This is a genomic window from Streptomyces sp. NPDC001056 (assembly GCF_053598955.1).
In genome coordinates, this window is record NZ_JBSFLI010000010.1 from 175156 (window position 1) to 194709 (window position 19554).

A 19554-nucleotide genomic window follows, 5' to 3' on the forward strand; every position below is an offset into this window, starting at 1 on the left:
TGTTCGCTCTTACAGGTTGCTGCTGATGGCGTTCACCAGCTCGCCGTCGCCGGTGTCGCCGCTGAACTCCCAGAAGAACGCGCCCCCCAGGCCCTGGGACTTGGCCCAGCTCATCTTGCCGGCGATGGTCGACGGGGTGTCGTAGGACCACCAGTTGCTGCCGCAGTGGGCGTACGCGGTGCCCGCGACGGTGCCGGTGACCGGGCAGGACGACTTGAGCACCTTGTAGTCCTCGATGCCCTGCTCGTACGTGCCGGCCGCCGGGCCGGTGGCGGTGCCGCCGGGGGCGTCCTGGGTGACGCCGGTCCAGCCGCGGCCGTAGAAGCCGATGCCGATGAGCAGCTTGGACGCGGGAACCCCGGCCGCCTTGTACTTGGCGATCGCGTCGGCGGTGGTGAAGCCGGCCTTCGGGATGCCGCTGTACGAGGTGAGCGGGGAGTGCGGGGCGGTGGGACCCTGCGCGTCCCAGGCGCCGAAGAAGTCGTACGTCATCACGTTGTACCAGTCGACGTACTGGGCGGCGCCGGAGTAGTCGGCGGAGTCGATCTTGCCGCCGTCCGAGCCGTCGGCGGAGACCGCGGCGGTGACGAGCTTGCCGGAGCCGAACGTGGCGCGCAGCGCGGCCATCACGTTCTTGAAGGCCTCGGGGCCGCTGGTGTCACAGGTCAGACCGCAGTTGTTGGGGTACTCCCAGTCGATGTCGATGCCGTCGAAGACGTCGGCCCAGCGCGGATCGTTGACGAGGTCGTAGCAGGACCGGGCGAAGCCGGCCGGGTCCTTGGCCGCGTCGGCGAAGCCGCCGGACCAGGTCCAGCCGCCGAAGGACCAGATGACCTTGAGGTTCGGGTACTTGGCCTTCAGCTCGCGCAGCTGGTTGAAGTTGCCGCGCAGCGGCTGGTCCCAGGTGTCCGCGACGCCGTTCACGGCCTGGTCGGCGGTGAACGCCTTGTCGTAGTCGGCGTAGGAGTCGCCGATGGCGCACTTGCCGCCGGTGATGTTGCCGAAGGCGTAGTTGATGTGGGTGATCTTGGCGGCGGAGCCGGAGGTCACCAGGTTCTTCACGTTGTAGTTGCGGGCGTAGATGCCCCAGTCGGTGAAGTAGCCGAGCTTGACCTTGTCGCCGGCCGGCGGGGGAGTGGTGGAGCCGCCGGTGGTGTGCACGGCGACGGCGGTGCTGGCCGGACCGGTCTGGTCGGCGGTGTCGCGGGCCTGCACGGAGTAGGAGTAGTCGCTGCCGGCCGTGAGCCCGGTGTCGGTGTACGACGTCCCGGTCACGGTGGCCACGACCTTGCCGTCGCGCAGCACGTCGTAGTTCTTGACGCCCTTGTCGTCGGTGGCCGCGCTCCAGGAGATCGTGACCGAGGTGTCGGTGACGCCGGAGGCGGTCGGGGTGCCGGGGGCGCTCGGGGCGGCGTCGCCGGGGACCGTCGTGCCGTCGCAGCTGCCGCCGTTGAGCGTGCAGTTGCTCGGGTTGCCCGATCCGGCGCCGTTGAACCCGAAGCTGACGGAGGCGCCCGGGGCGACGGTGCCGTTGTAGGACTTGTTCTTGGCGGTCCAGTGGTTGCCGGAGTTGGTGACGTCGGCGTCCCAGGCGGAGGTGACGGACGTGCCGGAGGGGAAGTCCCACTCGACGGTCCATGAACTGATGGCGGTCGTGCCGGAGTTCTTGATGGTCCACTGGCCACCGAACCCGGTGCCCCAGTCGCTGGACTTGGTGAAGCCGGCGGTGACACCGGCGGCCTGGGTGCTGTCCGCGGCCGGCGCCGGACTCGCGAGCCCGACCAGCCCGGCCAGGGGGAGTACCAGGGTCGCGAGCCCTGCCGCGACCTTGTGTCTGAAGCGCATCGAGCGCCTCCCTCGGTAGTGGGGGTGACGGGGGGCATGACTGAGCCTTCATGCCCACGGTGCTGCGAGGGTAGAAAGGTCTGGACCACGGGTCAATAGGTCTGGACCAATCCAACTCCGTTTTACCCCCGTGCAATTGGGGGGTTTTCCCCATCGAGAGAGCGTCTTGGCGCTGCGTACGATCGCTGTGACTGATCGACGATCCGATTCACCGTGTACGGGGGACTTCTCATGCGACGCGCGCGTTTTCTTCCTGCTGTGGCTCTGGCCGCACTCACCGTCGGCGGGCTGTCCGCATGCTCGGTCCTCGACCAGAAGACCTTCGAGGACGACGCCAAGGTGTCCCAGAAGGTGACGTCGATCCATCTCGACAGCGGGAACGGCGGAGTGAAGGTGGAGACCTCGGCTGACGCGTCCACGATCTCCGTGCACCGCAAGGTGAACTACCACGGCGACAAGCCGACCGGCACGTCGTTCCACGTGGAGAACGGCGTCCTGAGGCTCGCCGGCTGCGGCCACGAATGCGGCGTCGACTACGACGTCAAGGTCCCCGCCGGCCTCCCGGTCACCGGAGGCACCTCCAACGGCGACCTCAGGCTGAACGGCGTCGGCAGGGTCGACGTGCACACCAGCAACGGCGAGATCGCGGTGAACGGCGCGACGGGCCCGGTGAAGCTGCGCACGTCCAACGGCGACGTGCACGTCCGGGACGTCAAGGGCGGCGGCATCGACACCCGCACCTCGAACGGCGCGGTGACCATCCGGACCGCCACCCCGCAGGACATCAAGGCCCGCACCAGCAGCGGCAGCCTCACGGTCGCGGTGCCGCCCGCCAAGTACCGCATATCGGCGGACAACACCAACGGAGACAAGAAGCTGGCCTTCAAGGACGACCCGTCGGGCCGCTACCTCCTCGACCTGTCGACGACGAACGGCGACCTGACGGTGGAGTCGGCGGGCTAGCGGGCCGCTTCGGCTTCAGGCCGGGGCCGGGCTCAGCGCTCGCCGCCCGGCACCCACAGCACGTCGCCGGTGGCCTTGTTGGCGATGCGGGCCAGGATGAAGAGGAGGTCGGAGAGGCGGTTGAGGTAGGTGGCGGTGAGGGGGTTCATGAGATCGCCGTGGACCTCCAGCGCCGCCCAGGTGGAGCGCTCGGCGCGGCGGACGACCGTGCAGGCCTGGTGGAGCAGGGCCGCGCCCGGGGTGCCGCCCGGGAGGATGAAGGAGCGCAGCTTCTCCAGCCGGTCGTTGAAGCGGTCGCAGTCCGCCTCCAGGCGGTCGATGTAGAACTGCTCGACCCGCAGCGGGGGGTACTCGGGGTTCTCCGCCACCGGGGTCGACAGGTCCGCGCCCACGTCGAACAGGTCGTTCTGGACGCGGGTGAGGACCTGGACGACCTCCTCCTCCAGGCCGCCCAGGGCGATCGCGGTGCCGATCACCGCGTTGGCCTCGTTGGAGTCCGCGTAGGCGGAGATCCGGAGGTCCGTCTTGGGCACCCGGCTCATGTCGCCGAGGCTCGTGGTGCCCGTGTCGCCGGTCCGGGTGTAGATGCGCGTCAGATTGACCATGTGCCCAGCGTAGTTACGCCCCGGCCGTCCGGAACACCTGTGTGCCCGTCGTCACGGCCAGCGCGGCGAAGCCGACGGCCACCAGGACGCCGTCGAGCATGTGCGCGGTGGCGTAGTGGCCCACGTAGGCGTCGCGCATCGCGTCCACCAGGTAGCGGAACGGCACGAAGTGGGACAGCACGTTCAGCCACGCGGGAGCCAGGGTCATCGGGAGCATCAGGCCGGACAGCAGCATGGAGGGCATCGACACCGCGTTGATCAGCGGGCCGAACTCCTGCGGGGTGCGGACCTTCATCGCCGTCGCGTACGACAGCGAGGCCAGCGAGAGGGTGAGCAGCGCGACGAACCCGAAGCCGATGAGGATGCCCGCCAGGGGTGCGCGCAGGCCCATCGCCAGGGCGGCCAGGACCAGGAGGACGGCCTGGAACACGCACACCGTGGCGTCGCGCAGCACGCGGCCGAGGAGCAGGGCGAGCCGGCTGACCGGGGTGACCCGCATCCGCTCCACCACCCCCTGGGCGTTCTCCATGATGATCGTGAATCCGGCGAACAGGGCGCCGAACAGGCCGAGTTGGAGCAGCAGCCCCGGCACCAGGACCTGCCAGGAGCTGCCCGTCACGCCCAGCGGGAGGCCGGTGAGCAGGGGCCCGAAGAAGAGCAGATAGAGCAGGGGGGTGAGGACGCCGAAGAGGAGGGCGAAGCGGGAGCGGAGGGACTGGCGGAGGTAGCGGCCGTAGACGAGGGCCGTGTCGTGCAGCAGCATGCCGGAAGGCTCCTGGGGCTATACGGCGACGGGCGTGTCGTCGGTCGGGGCGGGGACGCGGCCGGTGACGGCCAGGAAGGTGTCCTGGAGCGTGGCGTCCAGGGAGCCGCCGTACCGCAGCTTGAGCGCGCCGGTCGTGCCCTCGGCCGCGACCGCGCCGCCGTCCACGATCACCAGGCGGTCGGCGAGGGCGTCGGCCTCGTCCAGATAGTGGGTGGTCAGGAAGACGGTCGTGCCGTGCTCGGCGCGCAGCCGGCGGACGAGGTCCCACAGGTCGGCGCGGCTGCCGGGGTCGAGTCCGGTGGTCGGCTCGTCCAGGAACAGCACCCTGGGGCGGTGGGTCAGTGCCATGGCGATGTCGAGGCGGCGCCGCTGACCGCCGGAGAGGGCGGCCGTCCTGCGGTCGAGGAAGGCCGTGAGGTCGAGATCGCGGGCGAGTTCGTCCGCGCGGGCGACGGCGTCGGCCTTGGACAGCCGGTAGAACCGCGCCTGGGTGACCAGTTCCTCCCGCACCGTGATCTGCGGGTCGACGCCGCCGGACTGGGCGACGTATCCGGTGACCCGGCGCACCCCGGCGGGATCGGTGGCCAGGTCGTGCCCGGCGACGGTGGCGGTGCCGCCGGTCGGCTTCAGGAGGGTGGTGAGCATGCGCAGGGTGGTGGTCTTGCCGGCGCCGTTCGGGCCCAGGAAGCCGAGGATCTCACCCTCGTGGACGGTGAGATCGATGCCGCGTACGGCCTCGACGGGGCCGGCTTTCGTCTGGAAGGTGCGGGCGAGGCGCGCCGCGCTGATGACTGCTGCCATGCCGCACAGAAAAACAGAGTCCCTGGAAAATTGCAATGACACCAAATTTTAAGGGGGTGCAGCAAAGTTAGGATGCGGGCATGGCTGAGGGGCTCAGGGAGCGGAAGAAGCGGCAGACCCGGCAGTACATCTCGGATGTCGCCACGGGACTGTTCGTCGAGCGCGGCTTCGACGCGGTGACGGTCGCGGAGATCGCCGACGCGGCGAACGTCTCCGTCAACACCGTCTACAACTACTTCCCGGCCAAGGAGGATCTCTTCTTCGACCGTTCCGCGGGCATGGTCGACCGGATGGCGCGCTGGGTCCGGGGCCGCCGTGAAGGCGAGTCGGCCGCGGCGGCGGTGTTGCGCGAGCTGCGCGAGGAGATCGAGGCGGTGTCCCCGCGCGTCGGCCTGTTCCCGGGCTACGCCGACTTCATGCGCGTCGTCCAGGACGCCCCGGCCCTGCGCTCCCGCCTGTGGGCCCTCGCCCAGGAGGTGCAGGCCAACCTGGAACAGGTCCTGCGCGAGGAGACCGGCGCCGCCGCCGACGACGAGGTGCCCCATCTGATGGCCGGTCAGATCGGCTGGCTCCATGGCACGGTCATCGGTGTCATCGGCCGGGAGATGCTCAAGCGCCGGGAGCCGGCGGAGGTCTCGCGGGAGGCCCTCTCCCTGCTGGACGAGATGGAGGGGCTGCTCAGCGAGCGGGTGCTCGGGTACGCGGTGCGCGGGCAGGGGCCGGGCCCCTCTCCGCGGGGGTGAGTGCGACAGGCGGGTCGGATGCGGCAACCATTGGAATTATGTGACGGTATGTCAACCTTCGCCTGTGCTGGGCGGCTGCTACTGATGCGCCCATGAGGAGAAGATGACCCCCTTCCTTGCCCGGCCGGTCCGCGCCGTGTGGGCGGGCTGCGCGACTCGCGGCGGCGGCGCTGGCCCTCGTCGTCGGCGCGGGAGCACCCCTGCCATCACCCGGGCCGACCTCGACCGGTGCCGCAAGCGCACCAAGGGCGGCGGTGACGGCGGCACGGAATGCGTCATCACCAACGTGGCCCGTGCGCACGGCAGGGACCCGGAGGGCCACCGGATCGTCAGTGAGCCGGCCAGGGCCGGCATCACCGTCAACGAGACGCCCGGGAAGCCCTGCGCGTACGGCTGTGACGACGGCTGCACGAAGCGGCGCGCCGGCCGCTGAGACCCGTCCGGGCCGAACCCCCGGCGCCGCCCCTACGAGGCGGTGTCGGGGGCTTTTCCATCAGTCCAGCACCTCACGGCCGACAGCCCCGACGAACGCCGCCCACGCGCTGTCCGCGAAGAGGAGGGCGGGGCCGGTGGGGTTCTTGCTGTCACGGACGGGGACGGCGTGGCGCAAGAGCAGCTACAGCAACCCCGACGGCGGCCATGCCTCGAAGCCTCCGACGACCTCTCATCCGCCGTTCTCTGCGTAGGCCACCGTGACACCGTTTGCCAGGCGCATGAACATCACGTCGGTACCCACCAAGCCGTGCATGCCCGCACTGGACGGCAGAACCTGAAGTGCGACCTGCTCCTCCAGTTCCTTGCCCTTGTAGCCGCCGAGCGCGAGCACCTCCGATGCGTAGGCGTCCGTCTGCAACAAGCCGGGCAGGACGCTCACCCCGAAGTGCCACAGGCAAGCCGCCTCCGCCCCCAGCGCGATATACCGCCGGTACTTCTCCTTGAACTGCGTCGGATCCCCGAGCGCCATCTCCCACATCGCCAGCAACAACCCCCGCGTCCCGTAGAACTGGTCCAGCGCCTCCGCCACGTCCGGGCTCCCCAGCGTGCTCCCTGTCTCCAGTTCGCCGAAGAGGACGCGTCCCAGCCGACCGCGTCGGCCAGTTGGCGAAGGCTCAGTCCTCGCGCGTGGCGCAGGCGGCGGAGTCCCTCCGCGTAGCGGCGTCTGGGCTCCTGGCTGCGCCCGGTGATCACCCTGCGCGGCGGCATGGCACGCCCCCTTGGCTGATATGTAGCGCTGTGAACACGCAGCGTATCGGCCAAGGTTCGCGCGTCGCTCGGTTTCCGGCGGAACTCGCCCCGATGTGACGTCCGTCAAATGAGACGTGACGCGCGTTACTTCATGGTCACACGGCCGCTTCGGAGCGCTATCGTCCGCCGAAGACACACATGTCCATAGCGGGTAACAGCGGGAAGAGGGAGTCGGACGTGGCAGGGAAGCTCGCCGTCATCGGGGCCGGTCTCATGGGGTCCGGTATCGCTCAGGTCGCCGCGCAGGCGGGCTGGGAGGTCGTCCTTCGCGATGTCACCGACGAGGCGCTCAAGCGCGGTACCGACGGAATCAAGGCGTCGTACGACAAGTTCGTGAGCAAGGGCAAACTGGACGCGGCCGACGCCGAGGCCGCGCTGGGCCGCATCGCCGCGACCACCGACCTGGACGCCGCCGCCGACGCGGACATCGTCGTGGAGGCCGTGTTCGAGAAGCTGGAGGTCAAGCACGAGATCTTCCGCGCGCTCGACAAGATCGTGCGCCCCGAGGCCGTGCTCGCCTCCAACACCTCCGCCATCCCGATCACCAAGATCGCGGCGGCCACCGAGCACCCCGAGCGGGTCGTCGGCGTCCACTTCTTCTCGCCGGTGCCGATGATGAAGCTGGTCGAGCTGGTCCGCGGCTACAAGACGAGCGACGAAGCCCTCGCCACCGCCCGGCAGTTCGCCGAGTCCGTCGGCAAGACCTGCATCGTCGTCAACCGCGATGTCGCCGGGTTCGTCACCACCCGCCTCATCTCCGCGCTCGTCGTGGAGGCCGTCAAGCTCTACGAGTCGGGCGTGGCGACCGCCGAGGACATCGACCTCGCCTGCAAGCTGGGCTTCGGGCACGCCATGGGCCCGCTCGCCACCACCGACCTGACCGGCGTGGACATCCTGCTGCACGCCACCGGGAACATCTACACCGAGTCCCAGGACGAGAAGTTCGCCCCGCCGGAGCTGATGCGCCGGATGGTGGATGCCGGTGACATCGGCCGCAAGAGCGGGCAGGGCTTCTACACGTACTGATCGGCGTACGGAGGCGTCCCGTCACCGAATTCACCCCGAAAGCGTCACTCGCAGGGGTGAATTCGGTATCGGTTCGCTTACAAGCAGCAACCGCACCGCCACGCATTCAGTCAGATGGTGCACAGCATCGACACGGAGAACGCCACAACCGCACTCAACGGGGAGCGTATATGCACATCAGGGGCGACCACGCCGAGCTGGTCGTCGGGGGGCGCCTCGACGTCCGCAGCGCGGCGGACGCCCGTACGGCCCTGCACTCGGCCGTCGACCGCGGCGCCGGCGACCTGGTGCTCGACCTGTCCGAACTGGACTCCTGGGACGCCACCGGGCTCGGGGTGATCATGGGTGCCCACCGGCGGGCCGGCCGCTGCGGTCGCCGTCTGGTGCTGCGCGGTGTACCGCCGCAGATGCAGCGCCTGTTGGTGGCCACCCGGCTGCACCGCATCCTCGCCATCGAGGGCGGCATCGGGGTGGAGTCGCTGCCCCGGGTGTGAACACCCGCGCGACGACCCGAAGGACGATCCGCGGGGGCCCGGGGCAATCCGCGTCGGACCGTGACGTCTCGGACCACGGGGTACCCCGCCCTGTCGTGGATACTGGGCGACGGTTTAGGGTTCGGTCGCCCGCCGACTCGTATCCCTCGACCGAGCGGGTCCGGACCGGAGCGACAGTGCGGTGTGCGGCAGGCCGGGAGGGGCCGGAATGCCAGCACGCGACGCTTATGGGGGGCTTGAACCCATGGACCCGATCAGCCCGGGACCCGAGGAGTACGGACACGCGGGCGGCCGACGCCCGCACCGGGACCCCCTCGCCGCCGACTTCGGCCCGAACACGCCGGCGCCCGCGCGCACGGCGCACCTCGTCTCCGGCGATCTGCTGCTGACCGTCAACCCCGTGGACGGCAGCGAGATCGAGCCCTGCCCGCCGGCCGAGCGACCGGGCCGCCCCCGCAAGCGCGGCGCCGCCGAGCGGGCAGAGGCCGAACACGTCTCCCGCCCCCCGGTGCCGCCGGGCCCCGCCCAGCACCCGCTGCCCCTGCTGGAGCGTCAGGACGTACGGGAGCAACTGGTACGGCTGCTCGCGCGCGGCCGCACCGTACGGCTCACCGGGCCCGGCGGGTCCGGTCGTACCGCCCTGCTCGACCTGGTCGCCGACGACTGCGACGACCTCGCGCCCGACGGCGTGGTGCGCCTCAGCGGCATCCACCGCACCGCCGAGGACCTCCTGTACGAGCTCTTCCACACCGTCTACGACGCCCCCGGCCACCGCCCCGAGCGCCTCGAACTGCGGGCGCCGCTCGCGGAGATCGGCGCGGTCGTCGTCCTGGACGACCTTGAGTTCGGCGGCGCCGAGCTGGACGAGCTGCTCGACGCGACGCCCGAGTGCGCCTTCCTGGTCGCCGCCACCCCGGACGTGCCCGCGCCCTCCGCCGACGCCGACGTCGAGGAGGTCCTCCTCGGCGGGCTCGACCGGGCCGGCGGGGTGGAGATCCTGGAACGCACGGCCGGGCGGGTGCTCACCGAGGAGGAGGCCAACTGGGCGGGCGACCTGTGGTTCGAGTCCGAGGGACTGCCGCTGCGGTTCGTCCAGGCGGGCGCCCTGCTGCGGCAGCGGGACCAACTGCGGGCCGAGACCGGGGCGGTGGACGAGTACGGCGTCTTCGAGGACGTACGGCCCGTGGTGAACACAGTGACCGAGTTCGCGGACGAGGGCGGTCCGCTGCCCTCGCTCGGTGAGGCCGCCGCGCCCGCGCCGCTGCTCGCCTCCCGGCTCAGCGCCTCCGCCCGCGCCACGCTGCGGTTCGCGGTCGCCCTCGGCGGCGAGGTGCCGCACCAGGCGCATCTGCCCGCGCTGGTCGGCGACACCCATGCCGACGCGGCGCTCGGCGAGTTGGCGACGTGCGGCCTGGTCTCCCCGGCGGGCCCGCGCTACCGGCTCGCGGCCGGGGTGCAGGCGCAGCTGGAGGCGGCGGGGTACGGCGACGACGCCGCCGAGCGGGCCCGTACCGCGGCCCGGCACTACGCCTGGTGGGCCGGGCATCCCTCCGTCACGCCGGAGCGGGTGAGCGCGGAGGCCGACGCGGTGCTCGCGGCGCTGGCGGCCGTGGTGCCACCGGCCGAGGGTGATGACGGCGAGGCGGTTCGGCTCGCGCGGACGGCCGCGCCCGCGTTCGCCGCCGCGCTGCGGTGGAGTGCCTGGGAACGGGCCCTGCGGTGCGGCGCCGAGGCCTCCTTGCAGTCCGGTGACGTGCCCGAACAGGCATATTTCCACCATGAGTTGGGGATTCTCGCGCTGTGCGGTGGGCGGCTGGACCGGGCCCGTGCGGAGCTGGAGGCGTCGATCGGACTGCGCGGCGCGCTCGCCGACAAGCGGGGCGCGGTCGCCGGACGCCGGGCGCTGGCGCTGGTCGCGGACCGGGCGGGGGAGCTGCCGGGGATTCCGGTGATCCCGGGGGAGCCCGAGGGGGTGCCGGTGCCGCCGGTGCCACCGGTGTCGGACACCCTGGTCACGCCCCGGATCGTTCCCGTGCCTGCCGCCAAGGGGCTGGGGCTACGGCGTCTCGCGCACCGCAACCTGGTGGCGGCGGGCTCCGGCGCGCTGCTCGCGGCGGTGCTGGGCACGGTGGTGACGCTCGGCATGACCTCCCACGGCGACGACGACAAGAACCCCGCGGGGCGGGCCGACGTGAACCCCTCCACGAGCCAGGACGCGGGCGACCCGGCCGCCGACCCCGGTCCGGCCCAGGACCCGGGCACGACCTCCCGGGTGCCGACGTCCCACTCCGCCACCCCGGCCCCTGCGGGCACGTACGCCGGTACGGCCGAGCCGATGCCGTCGGCGAGCCCGTCGGCCGGTGCGAGCGGCACGGCGGACCCGGGCACGGGCACCGGGGGCACGTCCCCGACGCCGACCGAGCCGAAGCCGACCTCCCCGAAGCCGACCAAGCCGACTTTCCCGACCCCGTCCTCGTCCTCGCCCTCCCCGACGGGGGCGGGCTCCGGCTCGCCGAGCCCCACGGGGCCGGGCACCCCGACCGGCTCGCCCCAGTCCTCTTCCCTGGCGGCGACACCGCAGGACAGGGAGACGACGCAGACGGCGACCGCGATCGACCCGGGCTGGGCGGTCCCGAGCCCCATGTGACGACGGCGGTGCCGGACCGGCCCGAGGCCGGTCCGGCACCGCCGTCGGTCGCCGCGGTCCCTCAGAACAGCCGCAGCTTGTCGTCCTCGATGCCCCGCAGGGCGTCGTAGTCGAGGATGTGGCACGCGATGTCGCGGTCCGTGGCGAGGACGCGGGCCTGGGGCTTGATCTCCTGGGCGGCGAAGATGCCGCGGACCGGGGCGAGGTGGGGGTCGCGGTTGAGGAGGTCGAGGTAGCGGGTCAGCTGCTCGACGCCGTCGATCTCACCGCGGCGCTTGATCTCGATCGCGACCGTCCGGCCCTCGGCGTCCCGGCACAGGATGTCCACCGGGCCGATGGCCGTCATGTACTCGCGCCGGATGAGCGTGTACCCGTCGCCGAGCGTCTCGATACGGTCGGCGAGCAGCTCCTGGAGGTGCGCTTCCACGCCGTCCTTGATCAGACCGGGGTCCACGCCGAGTTCGTGCGAGGAGTCGTGGAGGATCTCCTCCATCGTGATGATCAGTTTCTCGCCCGCCTTGTTGACGACGGTCCACACGCCCTCGTCCTCGCCGCCGCCCTCCTTCAGCGTGCAGGGCGGCGACATCCAGTTGAGGGGCTTGTAGGCCCGGTCGTCGGCGTGGATGGAGACGCTGCCGTCCGCCTTGACCAGGATCAGGCGCGGCGCCGAGGGCAGGTGGGCGGTGAGCCGGCCGGCGTAGTCGACCGAGCACCGGGCAATGACGAGACGCATGGTCGGCAACGCTACTCGACACCCGCCGCCGTGCGCGATTCGCCCGACCCGCTCCCTGTGGATCGCCCCACTTGTCACTGCTTTGTCCCTGGAAACTCTTGTTCATCCTTGGCCGATTGTGGGTGCAACCCGACCGTTCCATATACGCATTCTGGTGGTGTGGTCACCGACCGTTGCCTACCGTAGAGAACGGGAGGTCGCGATCCATGTACTCAGCGTGTTTGTCGGCGCGAACTCCCTTTATCCGTCCGGCAACCCCTGTTCTCCGGGGGTGCGAGAGGAGTACCCATGTCGCTCGACGTCTCACCGGCCCTACTCGAAGCGGCCGAGCGAGGCGAGGTCGACGAAGCAGACTTCGTCGACTGCGTCCGGACCTCCCTGCCCTACGCGTGGGAGATGATCAGCTCCCTGGTGGCCCAGCTGAAGGTGGACGGCGGTCCCTTCGCCGACAACCAGACGCCCCCGCCGGACGAGCAGGCACGCGGCCAGTTGCTGCGCGCCCTCGCGAGTGACGCCATCCGCGGCGCGCTGCAACGGCACTTCGGCGTGCGGCTGGCCTTCCAGAACTGCCACCGGGTCGCGGTGTTCCCGCTGGACGCCTCGGTGGACGAGACCCTGACCCGCTTCACCTCGGTGCGGGCCCAACTGCTGAACCAGTCGCCGGAACTTCGGGACTGCTGACCCGCGGCCCCGGCGCGTCCGGGGCGGCGCGTCGCCTGCTTGCCGCTCCATCCGCGGGAGGTGCATTCGGTGCTGGGGCGGCAAGCCCCCCAGGTGGCTTGCCCTTTGTTCCTGTGTGTCGGCGTTCGTCAGCGCAGCTGCGGAAGAACCTCGGTGCCCAGGCGCCGCAGGGTGTCCTCCGTGGCCGCGAGATCGCCCGAGCCCTCGACCAGCAGGGCGAAGCGGGAGATGCCCGTGCGCTCAGCGGTGGCCGCGAGCCGGTCACCGGCGAGCCGCGGGGTGCCCACCGGATGCAGCCCGCAGAGCAGCTCGGTGTACGCGTGCGGATCACGCATCGCGCGCTTGCGGCCGTCGACCGTGACATGCGCGTCGAGTCCCTGTGCCAGCCAGCCCGGCATCGCCTTGAGCAGGGTCTCCGCCGCGTCCTGCCGGCGGTCGGCGAGCTGGCAGACCCCGGCCGAGACGTGCGCCGCCTCCGCGATCTCCTCGGGTGGCCGGCCCGCCGCGCGGGCACAGCGCCGCCACAGGGCGACCATCTCCGCCTTCTCCTCGTCGCCCGCGTGCATCCCGAGCAGCATCGGCAGCCCGCGCTCCGCGGCCAGCCGTACGCTCTTCGGCGAGGTGCACGCGACGACGACCTCGGGACCCGGGGTGTCCGTCAGGGCCTCCGAGGGGCGGGGTACGACCGGTACCTCACGGAACGCGAACCGCTCGCCGGACGCGCTGACGGCGGGCTCGCGCAGCCAGCGCAGCAGCAGGTCGAGCGACTCGGGGAACCCGTTCTCGTACGCGTCGAGGCCCATGCCGAAGACCTCCAGGTCCACCCAGGGACCGCCGCGGCCCACCCCGAGGGTGAACCGCCCGCCGCTCGTCAGGTGCAGCAGCGCGGCCTGCTCGCCGAGGGCCACCGGGTGCGCGGTGGGCAGTACGCTGACCGCGGTGCCGACCCGGACACGGTGGGTGCGGCCGAGCAGCAGGGCGGCCAGGGTGACGGCCGACGGACAGGTGCCGTACGGCACGAAGTGGTGCTCGGCCAGCCACACCGAGTCGAGGCCGGCCTCCTCGGCGACCTCCGCCGAGCGCACCGCCCGGTGCAGGGCCTCCCCCTGGCCCTGTCCCGGGAACTGGGCGGCCAGCACAAAGCTTCCTACGTACATCGCGTTTCCCGCTTCCTCGGCTCCGACCCGGAGCTCCCCCACACCGGCATAACCGTCTGACACGTGCCCAGGACACGGGGTGGCGGGGTAATTTGCCGATTGTCTGTGTAATCGGCCGTTCCGGAGGGGGACTTGCACCGGTTGGCGGCCTTCGCGTGCCCCGCCCGGCGGCGCGTAGGCTGGACGCCGTCCGTGCTTGCCGCCGAACCCGAGAGGTGTCCCGTGTCCCCGCGCCGCAACCGACCGAAGGCCGCCGACTCGTCCGGCCGCAGCGCCGAGGACGACCGCACCGGGCGGTACGGCGGTTTCCAGTCCACGGAGGACTGGCAGGGCGAGGAGTGGAGCGTGCGCCATGTCGCGGGCGCGAGCGCCGAGGGCAAGACCTACCGCTGCCCCGGCTGCGACCAGATGATCCCCTCCGCGGTCCCGCACGTGGTGGCCTGGCCCCAGTACGCGGGCGTCGACGACCGCCGCCACTGGCACAAGGCCTGCTGGAACGCGCGAGACCGCCGCACCTCACGGGTGCGGCGGTCTCGTAACGCGCCGAAGTTCTGAGGCCCGGGGCCGGTCCTACACGTCCCGGTTGCGCAGCAGCACGTACGCCCCCGCGCCGGCCGCCGCGGTCAGGCCCATCATGATCCACAGCGGGTCCCAGCCCGTGGGCCCGGAGGCGCCGAGCGTGTTGTCGTAGAAGACGCTGAGCTGGCTCGGGAAGCTGTACTCGAACAGGAAGTCGCGCACCGAGTGCAGCGATTCCGTGGCCATGAACAGCGCGAGCACCAGCGGGGCGAGCACCAGGCCGATCATGATGGTGATGCCGCCCGCCGAGTGCCGGATCATCGAGCCGACGAGCAGCGCGAGCAGGCCGAGCAGCGCGATGTAGAGGCTCACGCCGACGGTGGCCTTGAACCAGTCCCCGCCGGAGGGCGACTGCGCGCCGGAGCCGGACAGCATGGACGCCTGGACCATCGCCACGAAGGCGACCGACACCAAGGTCACCACGAAGGCGACCAAGAAGAACACGATCGCCTTGGCGGCCAGTACACGCCCGCGGCTCGGGCACGCCGTCATCGTCGTACGGATCATGCCGGTGCCGTACTCCGAGGCCGTGGTCAGCACGCCGAGCGTGATGATGCACATGTTGCCGACGAGCACCCCGAAGAAGCCGAAGGACAGCGGGTTCGTGCCGCTCATCGAGGCATCGCTCGCGTGGGCCGACACCAGCGCACCGACCAGCAGGCCGATGCCCACGACGAGGAACACGAAGACGCTGAGCGTCCAGATCGTCGAGCGGACCGACTTGATCTTCGTCCACTCCGAGGCCACCGCGTGCCCGAGGTGGGTGCGCACCACCGGGATCGGCGAGGTGTAGCCGGGGTACGAGCCGCCGGGCGCCGCCTGCCAGTGGGGCGCGGCGGCCGGGGCCTGCGGCATCGGGGGCTGGTGGGTGCTCATCGGGCGTCCTCGGGCTGGGTCGTGTCGGCGGCGGGGGCGGCGGGGGCCGGGGGAGCGGCCGGGGCCGCGGGGGCCTGAGCCGGGGCCTGAGCCGGGGCCTGGGCCGGGGCGGCCTGGGGCGCCGGCTGGGCGTACGGGTTCGCGACCGGGGCGCCATGGCCCGCCGGGGCGCCCGGAGCGCCGTACGCGCCCGCCGGGGCGCCCGGAGCGCCGTACGCGCCCGCCGGGGCTCCGCCGTAGGGGCCCGCCGGGGCGCCGGGGCCGCCCGCCGGCATCACGAAGGGCTGCCCGCCCTGCTGGGGAGACGGCGGGGCGTACCAGCCGGGCTGGCCCTGGCCGGGAACCGGCATGGGCGGCTCGGCGCCGGGCGGCAGCGGCTGCTGCAGGCCCGCCTTCTGGTCGGTGGTGGAGCGGTAGTCCACCGCGCCCTGGGTCATCCGCATGTACGCCTCCTCCAGCGAGGCCTGGTGCGGAGACAGCTCCCACAGCCGTACGCCCGCCTCGTGGGCGAGGTCGCTGATGCGGGGCAGCGGCAGCCCGGTCACGCGCAGCGCGCCGTCCTGCTCCGGCAGGACGTGGCCGCCGGCCTCGGTGAGCGCGGCGCCGAGCTTCTCGCGCAGCTGCGGCTCGGTGTCGGGGGTGCGCACCCGCGCGAAGTCGGCGGAGTTGGCGGAGATGAAGTCCTTCACGCTCATGTCGGCGAGCAGCTGGCCGCGCCCGATCACGATGAGGTGGTCGGCGGTCAGCGCCATCTCGCTCATCAGGTGCGAGGAGACGAAGACCGTACGGCCCTCGGCCGCCAGCGCCTTCATCAGGTTGCGCACCCAGAGGATGCCCTCGGGGTCGAGGCCGTTGACCGGCTCGTCGAAGAGCAGCACCTGGGGGTCGCCGAGCAGCGCGGCGGCGATGCCGAGGCGCTGGCCCATGCCGAGCGAGAAGCCCTTGGAACGCTTCTTGGCGACGTCCTGGAGGCCGACGACCCCGAGCACCTCGTCCACGCGGCGGGCCGGGATGCCCGACAGCTGGGCGAGGCTCAGCAGGTGGTTGCGGGCGGAGCGGCCGCCGTGCACGGCCTTGGCGTCGAGCAGCGCACCGACCTGGCGGGGTGCGTTGGGCAGCCTGCGGTAGGGGTGGCCGCCGATGGTGACCTGGCCGGACGTGGGGTTGTCCAACCCGAGGATCATCCTCATCGTCGTGGACTTGCCCGAGCCGTTGGGCCCGAGGAAGCCGGTCACGGCTCCCGGTCGCACCTGGAAGGAAAGGTTGTACACGGCGGTCTTGTCGCCGTACCGCTTCGTCAGGCCTACAGCCTCGATCATGCTCCGCACCCATCGGAAGGTTCAGGACAGCGGGGAACCGCCCCCGTAAGGGTTAGGAGGATATCGGGGCGCTGACGGTTCCGCCCAAAGAAAAGTAAAGCTGGAGTAATACGCTGCGTGAACGAGACCTTTACTGCGCGTCTCGGTGCCTGAGCAGCGCATACCCGCCGACGAGCGCGGCGGCCACCCACAGCGCCATGATGCCGAGTCCGCCCCAGGGTCCGTAGGGCGCCTCGTCGGCGCTCGGCACCGCCTGCATGATCCGGCTGCCGGCCTGGTCCGGCAGGAACCGGCCGACCTTCTTGGTGGAGTCGACGGCGGCGAGGATGTTGGAGACCAGGAAGAAGAACGGCATCAGGATGCCGAGCGACAGCAGCGGCGAGCGCAGCATGGCGGCGACGCCCATGGAGAACACCGCGATCAGGGTGAGGTACAGCCCGCCGCCCACCACGGCGCGCAGCACGCCCGGATCGCCGAGCCCGGCGCGGTAGGGACCGAGCATGGCCTGGCCGAGGAAGAACGTGGCGAAGGCCGTGATCATCCCGACGGCCAGGGCGAGCGCGCCCGCGACCGCGATCTTGCCGAACAGGAAGGTGCCGCGGCGCGGCACGGCGGCCAGCGAGACCCGGATCATGCCGGTGCTGTACTCGTTGGTGACGACCAGCACCCCGAACACGATCATGGCGAGCTGGCCGAGGGTCATGCCGGCGAAGCTGACGTAGGTCGGGTCGAAGGTCAGCCGCTCCCGGATCGGCATCGTGTCGTACTCGTTCCGGGTCAGCGCGGAGATGAGCATGCCGATGCCGATGGTGACCACGACGGCGATCGAAAGAGTCCATCTCGTGGACGACACCGACCGGATCTTCGTCCACTCGGAGCGCAGGACCTGGGCGACTCGGTCGGTGGGGGAGGCCTCCCGGGGCCGACCGGTCCGGACGCCCGTCATGCCGTACCCCCTTGCCGGCCGGAACCCCAGCTCCCCGGGACGGCCTCCACCCGCGCGTGGTACTCCACCGCCCCGGCCGTCAGCCGCATGAACGCCTCCTCCAGCGAGGCCTGCCGGGGACTCAGCTCGTGCAGCACGATCCCGTGCCCCGCGGCCAGCTCCCCGATCCGCTCGGCCTTGTCGCCCTCCGCCTCCAGCGCGCCGTCCGCCGCCGGGACCGCGGTGATCCCGGCCTCGTGCAGCGCGTCGAGGAGCCGTTCGTGCTGGGGCGAGCGGATGCGGACGTAACTGCGCGCGTGCCGCCGGATGAACTCCGCCATGGAGGTGTCCGCGAGCAGCCGGCCCTGCCCGATGACCACCAGATGGTCGGCGGTCTGCGCCATCTCGCTCATCAGGTGGGAGGAGACGAACACCGTCCGCCCCTGCGCGGCCAGCGATCTCATCAGGTTCCGGATCCAGTGGATGCCCTCGGGGTCGAGCCCGTTCACCGGCTCGTCGAACATCAGGATCCGGGGGTCCCCGAGCAGCGCGGCCGCGATCCCGAGCCGCTGCGCCATGCCGTACGAGAACCCCTTGGCCTTCTGCCGCGCGACGGCCACCAGCCCCACCGTCTCCAGCACCTCACCCACCCGGCGGCGCGGGATGCCGTTGCTCTGCGCGAGGCACAGCAGATGGTTGTAGGCGCTGCGCCCGCCGTGCATGGCCTTGGCGTCCAGCAGCGCGCCGACGTACGTCAGCGGGTCGGTCAGCTGCTCGTAGTGCCTGCCGTCGATCCGCACGTCACCGGCGGTGGGATGGTCCAGCCCGAGGATCATTCGCATCGTGGTGGACTTCCCGGCTCCGTTGGGCCCCAGGAACCCGGTCACGATGCCCGGCCGCACGGTACAGGTCAGACCGTCGACGGCCACCTTCTCGCCGTACCGCTTGGTCAGCCCGTCCAGCTCGATCATGCCGCCACGCTAGAACGGGACAAAGCCCCCTGCCACTTGAGGCAGGGGGCTGTCGGAGCCGCGGTACTTACCGGGACTGCTGCGCCGGAACCCCACGGGAAACCGGCTCGTCCTCACCCGTCGAGCCCGCGGCGGCGACCGCCGCGCCGGTGAGCGTCGCCAGCATCTCGCGCACGTTCGTCAGCTGGGCGTTGATGCTGTCGCGGCGGTTGGTGAGGGCCGCCAGCTCACGCTCGGACTCGGAACGGATACGGTCCGCCTTGGCATTGGCGTCGGCCACGATGTCCTCGGCCTGGCGCTGGGCGGTCTCCACCGTCTGGCGGGCGCGGCGCTCGGCGTCGGTGCGCAGCTTCTCCGCCTCCAGGCGCAGCTGCTCGGCCCGGTGCTCGATCTCCGCGAGCCGCTTCTCCGCCTTCTGCTGACGCGAGGCCAGGTCGCGCTCGGACTGCTCGCGGCGCTTGGCCAGGTTCGTCTCGAAGTCGGCGGCGGCCTGCGCGGCCTTGGCGCGGGTCTCCTCGAAGAGGGCGTCCGCCTCCTCCCGCTTGGACTGCGCGTCCTTCTGCGCGTCGGCACGCAGCTGAGAGGCCTCGCTCTTGGCCTTCTCCACGATGCGGGCGCCCTCGTCCTCCGCCTTGGCCTTGCGCTCGGTGGCGTAGGACTCGGCGTCGTTACGAACCTGCTGGGCGGCCGACTCGGCCAGCTCGCGGTGCTGTTCGGCCGCGCGGCGGGCCTCCTCACGCAGCTCCTTGGCCTCTTCCTCGGCCAGGCGCAGGATCTTCTCGACCCGGGCGCCGAGACCGGCGTACGACGGCTCGGCGTCGCTCACCTGGGTCTGGGCGTTCTGCGTTTCGAGGTGCAGCTCCTCGATGCGCTTCTCCAGGGCGGTGATGCGGGCGTTGGCCTGGTCACGTTGGGAGACGAGGTTGGAGATACGTTCGTCCACCTGAGCGCGGTCGTACCCACGCCGCACAAGCTCGAAGCCGTAGGGGGAAGTGTCGCTCATGGGGTTCCTGTCAAATGAGACCGGTGAGGTGATAGGGGGAATCCTAGGCGCCGAAGCGGTGTGTCATCGAGCGGATACGTGTTTGATCTGGAGAATGACACCTCTTTTGAGTGGCTGACCGCCAGAGGGCTTGCCAACGAGCAGGGCAAAGCCCTCAGTCGACACCGAAACACCC

The 19554-nt window shown here is 71.2% G+C and carries 19 protein-coding genes and 2 pseudogenes; 8 read left to right on the top strand and 13 right to left on the bottom strand.

Annotated elements, in window-relative coordinates; all coding sequences use genetic code 11:
* Nucleotides 1-9: 9 nt before the first annotated feature.
* Nucleotides 10-1845 carry a glycosyl hydrolase family 18 protein gene (locus ACWDD7_RS15075; RefSeq protein ID WP_450457632.1) on the bottom strand — a complete coding sequence of 612 codons (1836 nt, stop codon included), beginning with the start codon at nucleotides 1843-1845 and terminating at the stop codon, nucleotides 10-12.
* A gap of 258 nt (nucleotides 1846-2103) precedes the next feature.
* Between ACWDD7_RS15075 and ACWDD7_RS15080 the strand changes: the two genes are divergently transcribed.
* Complete coding sequence (locus ACWDD7_RS15080; RefSeq protein ID WP_450457633.1) at nucleotides 2104-2808, top strand: DUF4097 family beta strand repeat-containing protein; 705 nt, start codon at nucleotides 2104-2106, stop codon at nucleotides 2806-2808.
* Between the two features lie 32 nt (nucleotides 2809-2840).
* On the opposite strand, the gene ACWDD7_RS15085 is transcribed toward ACWDD7_RS15080, so the two are convergent.
* The 3 genes from ACWDD7_RS15085 to ACWDD7_RS15095 are packed head-to-tail and all read right to left on the bottom strand — an operon-like array spanning nucleotide 2841 to nucleotide 4980.
* Nucleotides 2841-3413 carry a cob(I)yrinic acid a,c-diamide adenosyltransferase gene (locus ACWDD7_RS15085; protein ID WP_450457634.1) on the bottom strand — a complete coding sequence of 191 codons (573 nt, stop codon included), beginning with the start codon at nucleotides 3411-3413 and terminating at the stop codon, nucleotides 2841-2843.
* Nucleotides 3414-3426: 13 nt separating this feature from the next.
* Entirely contained in the window at nucleotides 3427-4176 is a 750-nt protein-coding gene (locus tag ACWDD7_RS15090; protein ID WP_450457635.1) for an ABC transporter permease, read from the bottom strand.
* Nucleotides 4177-4194: 18 nt separating this feature from the next.
* On the bottom strand, nucleotides 4195-4980 hold the full coding sequence (locus ACWDD7_RS15095; protein WP_351877952.1) for an ABC transporter ATP-binding protein: 786 nt from the start codon (nucleotides 4978-4980) through the stop codon (nucleotides 4195-4197).
* Between the two features lie 80 nt (nucleotides 4981-5060).
* Here ACWDD7_RS15095 and ACWDD7_RS15100 point away from each other — a divergent pair, with 80 nt between their 5' ends.
* Nucleotides 5061-5723 (top strand): TetR/AcrR family transcriptional regulator, encoded by a 663-nt coding sequence (locus ACWDD7_RS15100; protein ID WP_351877950.1) that lies wholly within the window; start codon nucleotides 5061-5063, stop codon nucleotides 5721-5723.
* 103 nt (nucleotides 5724-5826) lie between these two features.
* A complete protein-coding gene (locus ACWDD7_RS15105; RefSeq protein ID WP_450457636.1) occupies nucleotides 5827-6156 on the top strand; it encodes a hypothetical protein in 330 nt (109 codons plus the stop codon).
* Between the two features lie 60 nt (nucleotides 6157-6216).
* Here the strand turns inward: ACWDD7_RS15105 and ACWDD7_RS15110 are convergent.
* Together ACWDD7_RS15110 and ACWDD7_RS15115 are read right to left on the bottom strand one after the other, a co-directional pair.
* Nucleotides 6217-6321: pseudogene (locus ACWDD7_RS15110) on the bottom strand (DUF397 domain-containing protein); the annotation flags it as partial.
* 75 nt (nucleotides 6322-6396) lie between these two features.
* Nucleotides 6397-6926: pseudogene (locus tag ACWDD7_RS15115) on the bottom strand (Scr1 family TA system antitoxin-like transcriptional regulator); the annotation flags it as partial.
* 219 nt (nucleotides 6927-7145) lie between these two features.
* On the opposite strand from ACWDD7_RS15115, the gene ACWDD7_RS15120 reads away from it, so the two are divergent.
* From ACWDD7_RS15120 to ACWDD7_RS15130, 3 genes are all read left to right on the top strand, one after another.
* A complete protein-coding gene (locus ACWDD7_RS15120; protein ID WP_392217894.1) occupies nucleotides 7146-7994 on the top strand; it encodes a 3-hydroxyacyl-CoA dehydrogenase family protein in 849 nt (282 codons plus the stop codon).
* A 170-nt stretch (nucleotides 7995-8164) separates the two neighbouring features.
* Nucleotides 8165-8488: an STAS domain-containing protein gene (locus ACWDD7_RS15125; RefSeq protein ID WP_285563343.1), complete on the top strand. Its 324-nt coding sequence runs from the start codon at nucleotides 8165-8167 to the stop codon at nucleotides 8486-8488.
* A 244-nt stretch (nucleotides 8489-8732) separates the two neighbouring features.
* Nucleotides 8733-11135 carry an ATP-binding protein gene (locus ACWDD7_RS15130; RefSeq protein WP_450457637.1) on the top strand — a complete coding sequence of 801 codons (2403 nt, stop codon included), beginning with the start codon at nucleotides 8733-8735 and terminating at the stop codon, nucleotides 11133-11135.
* 61 nt (nucleotides 11136-11196) lie between these two features.
* On the opposite strand, the gene nucS is transcribed toward ACWDD7_RS15130, so the two are convergent.
* The gene (gene nucS, locus ACWDD7_RS15135; RefSeq protein ID WP_351877371.1) at nucleotides 11197-11868 is read right to left on the bottom strand and encodes an endonuclease NucS; all 672 of its coding nucleotides are present in this window, start codon (nucleotides 11866-11868) and stop codon (nucleotides 11197-11199) included.
* A gap of 288 nt (nucleotides 11869-12156) precedes the next feature.
* Here nucS and ACWDD7_RS15140 point away from each other — a divergent pair, with 288 nt between their 5' ends.
* On the top strand, nucleotides 12157-12549 hold the full coding sequence (locus tag ACWDD7_RS15140) for an SCO5389 family protein (protein ID WP_285563346.1): 393 nt from the start codon (nucleotides 12157-12159) through the stop codon (nucleotides 12547-12549).
* 128 nt (nucleotides 12550-12677) lie between these two features.
* Here ACWDD7_RS15140 and ACWDD7_RS15145 read toward each other — a convergent pair whose 3' ends face one another.
* Nucleotides 12678-13706, bottom strand: a complete 1029-nt coding sequence (locus ACWDD7_RS15145; protein WP_351877368.1) for an LLM class flavin-dependent oxidoreductase — start codon at nucleotides 13704-13706, stop codon at nucleotides 12678-12680.
* 222 nt (nucleotides 13707-13928) lie between these two features.
* Between ACWDD7_RS15145 and ACWDD7_RS15150 the strand changes: the two genes are divergently transcribed.
* A complete protein-coding gene (locus ACWDD7_RS15150; RefSeq protein WP_351877366.1) occupies nucleotides 13929-14261 on the top strand; it encodes an ATP/GTP-binding protein in 333 nt (110 codons plus the stop codon).
* 15 nt (nucleotides 14262-14276) lie between these two features.
* Here the strand turns inward: ACWDD7_RS15150 and ACWDD7_RS15155 are convergent, their stop codons facing one another.
* The 5 genes from ACWDD7_RS15155 to ACWDD7_RS15175 all read right to left on the bottom strand — a co-directional run bounded on the left by ACWDD7_RS15155 (nucleotide 14277) and on the right by ACWDD7_RS15175 (nucleotide 19379).
* A complete protein-coding gene (locus ACWDD7_RS15155) occupies nucleotides 14277-15161 on the bottom strand; it encodes an ABC transporter permease (RefSeq protein WP_450457638.1) in 885 nt (294 codons plus the stop codon).
* Nucleotides 15158-16480, bottom strand: coding sequence for an ABC transporter ATP-binding protein (locus tag ACWDD7_RS15160; protein ID WP_450457639.1), 1323 nt, complete (start codon nucleotides 16478-16480; stop codon nucleotides 15158-15160). Before ACWDD7_RS15160 ends, ACWDD7_RS15155 begins: the two co-directional genes overlap by 4 nt.
* 130 nt (nucleotides 16481-16610) lie before the next feature.
* Nucleotides 16611-17426, bottom strand: a complete 816-nt coding sequence (locus ACWDD7_RS15165; RefSeq protein WP_351877360.1) for an ABC transporter permease — start codon at nucleotides 17424-17426, stop codon at nucleotides 16611-16613.
* On the bottom strand, nucleotides 17423-18376 hold the full coding sequence (locus ACWDD7_RS15170) for an ABC transporter ATP-binding protein (RefSeq protein ID WP_351877358.1): 954 nt from the start codon (nucleotides 18374-18376) through the stop codon (nucleotides 17423-17425). The genes ACWDD7_RS15165 and ACWDD7_RS15170 overlap by 4 nt, the downstream gene beginning before the upstream one ends.
* A 67-nt stretch (nucleotides 18377-18443) precedes the next feature.
* Nucleotides 18444-19379: a coiled-coil domain-containing protein gene (locus tag ACWDD7_RS15175; protein WP_351877356.1), complete on the bottom strand. Its 936-nt coding sequence runs from the start codon at nucleotides 19377-19379 to the stop codon at nucleotides 18444-18446.
* Between the last annotated feature and the right edge of the window lie 175 nt (nucleotides 19380-19554).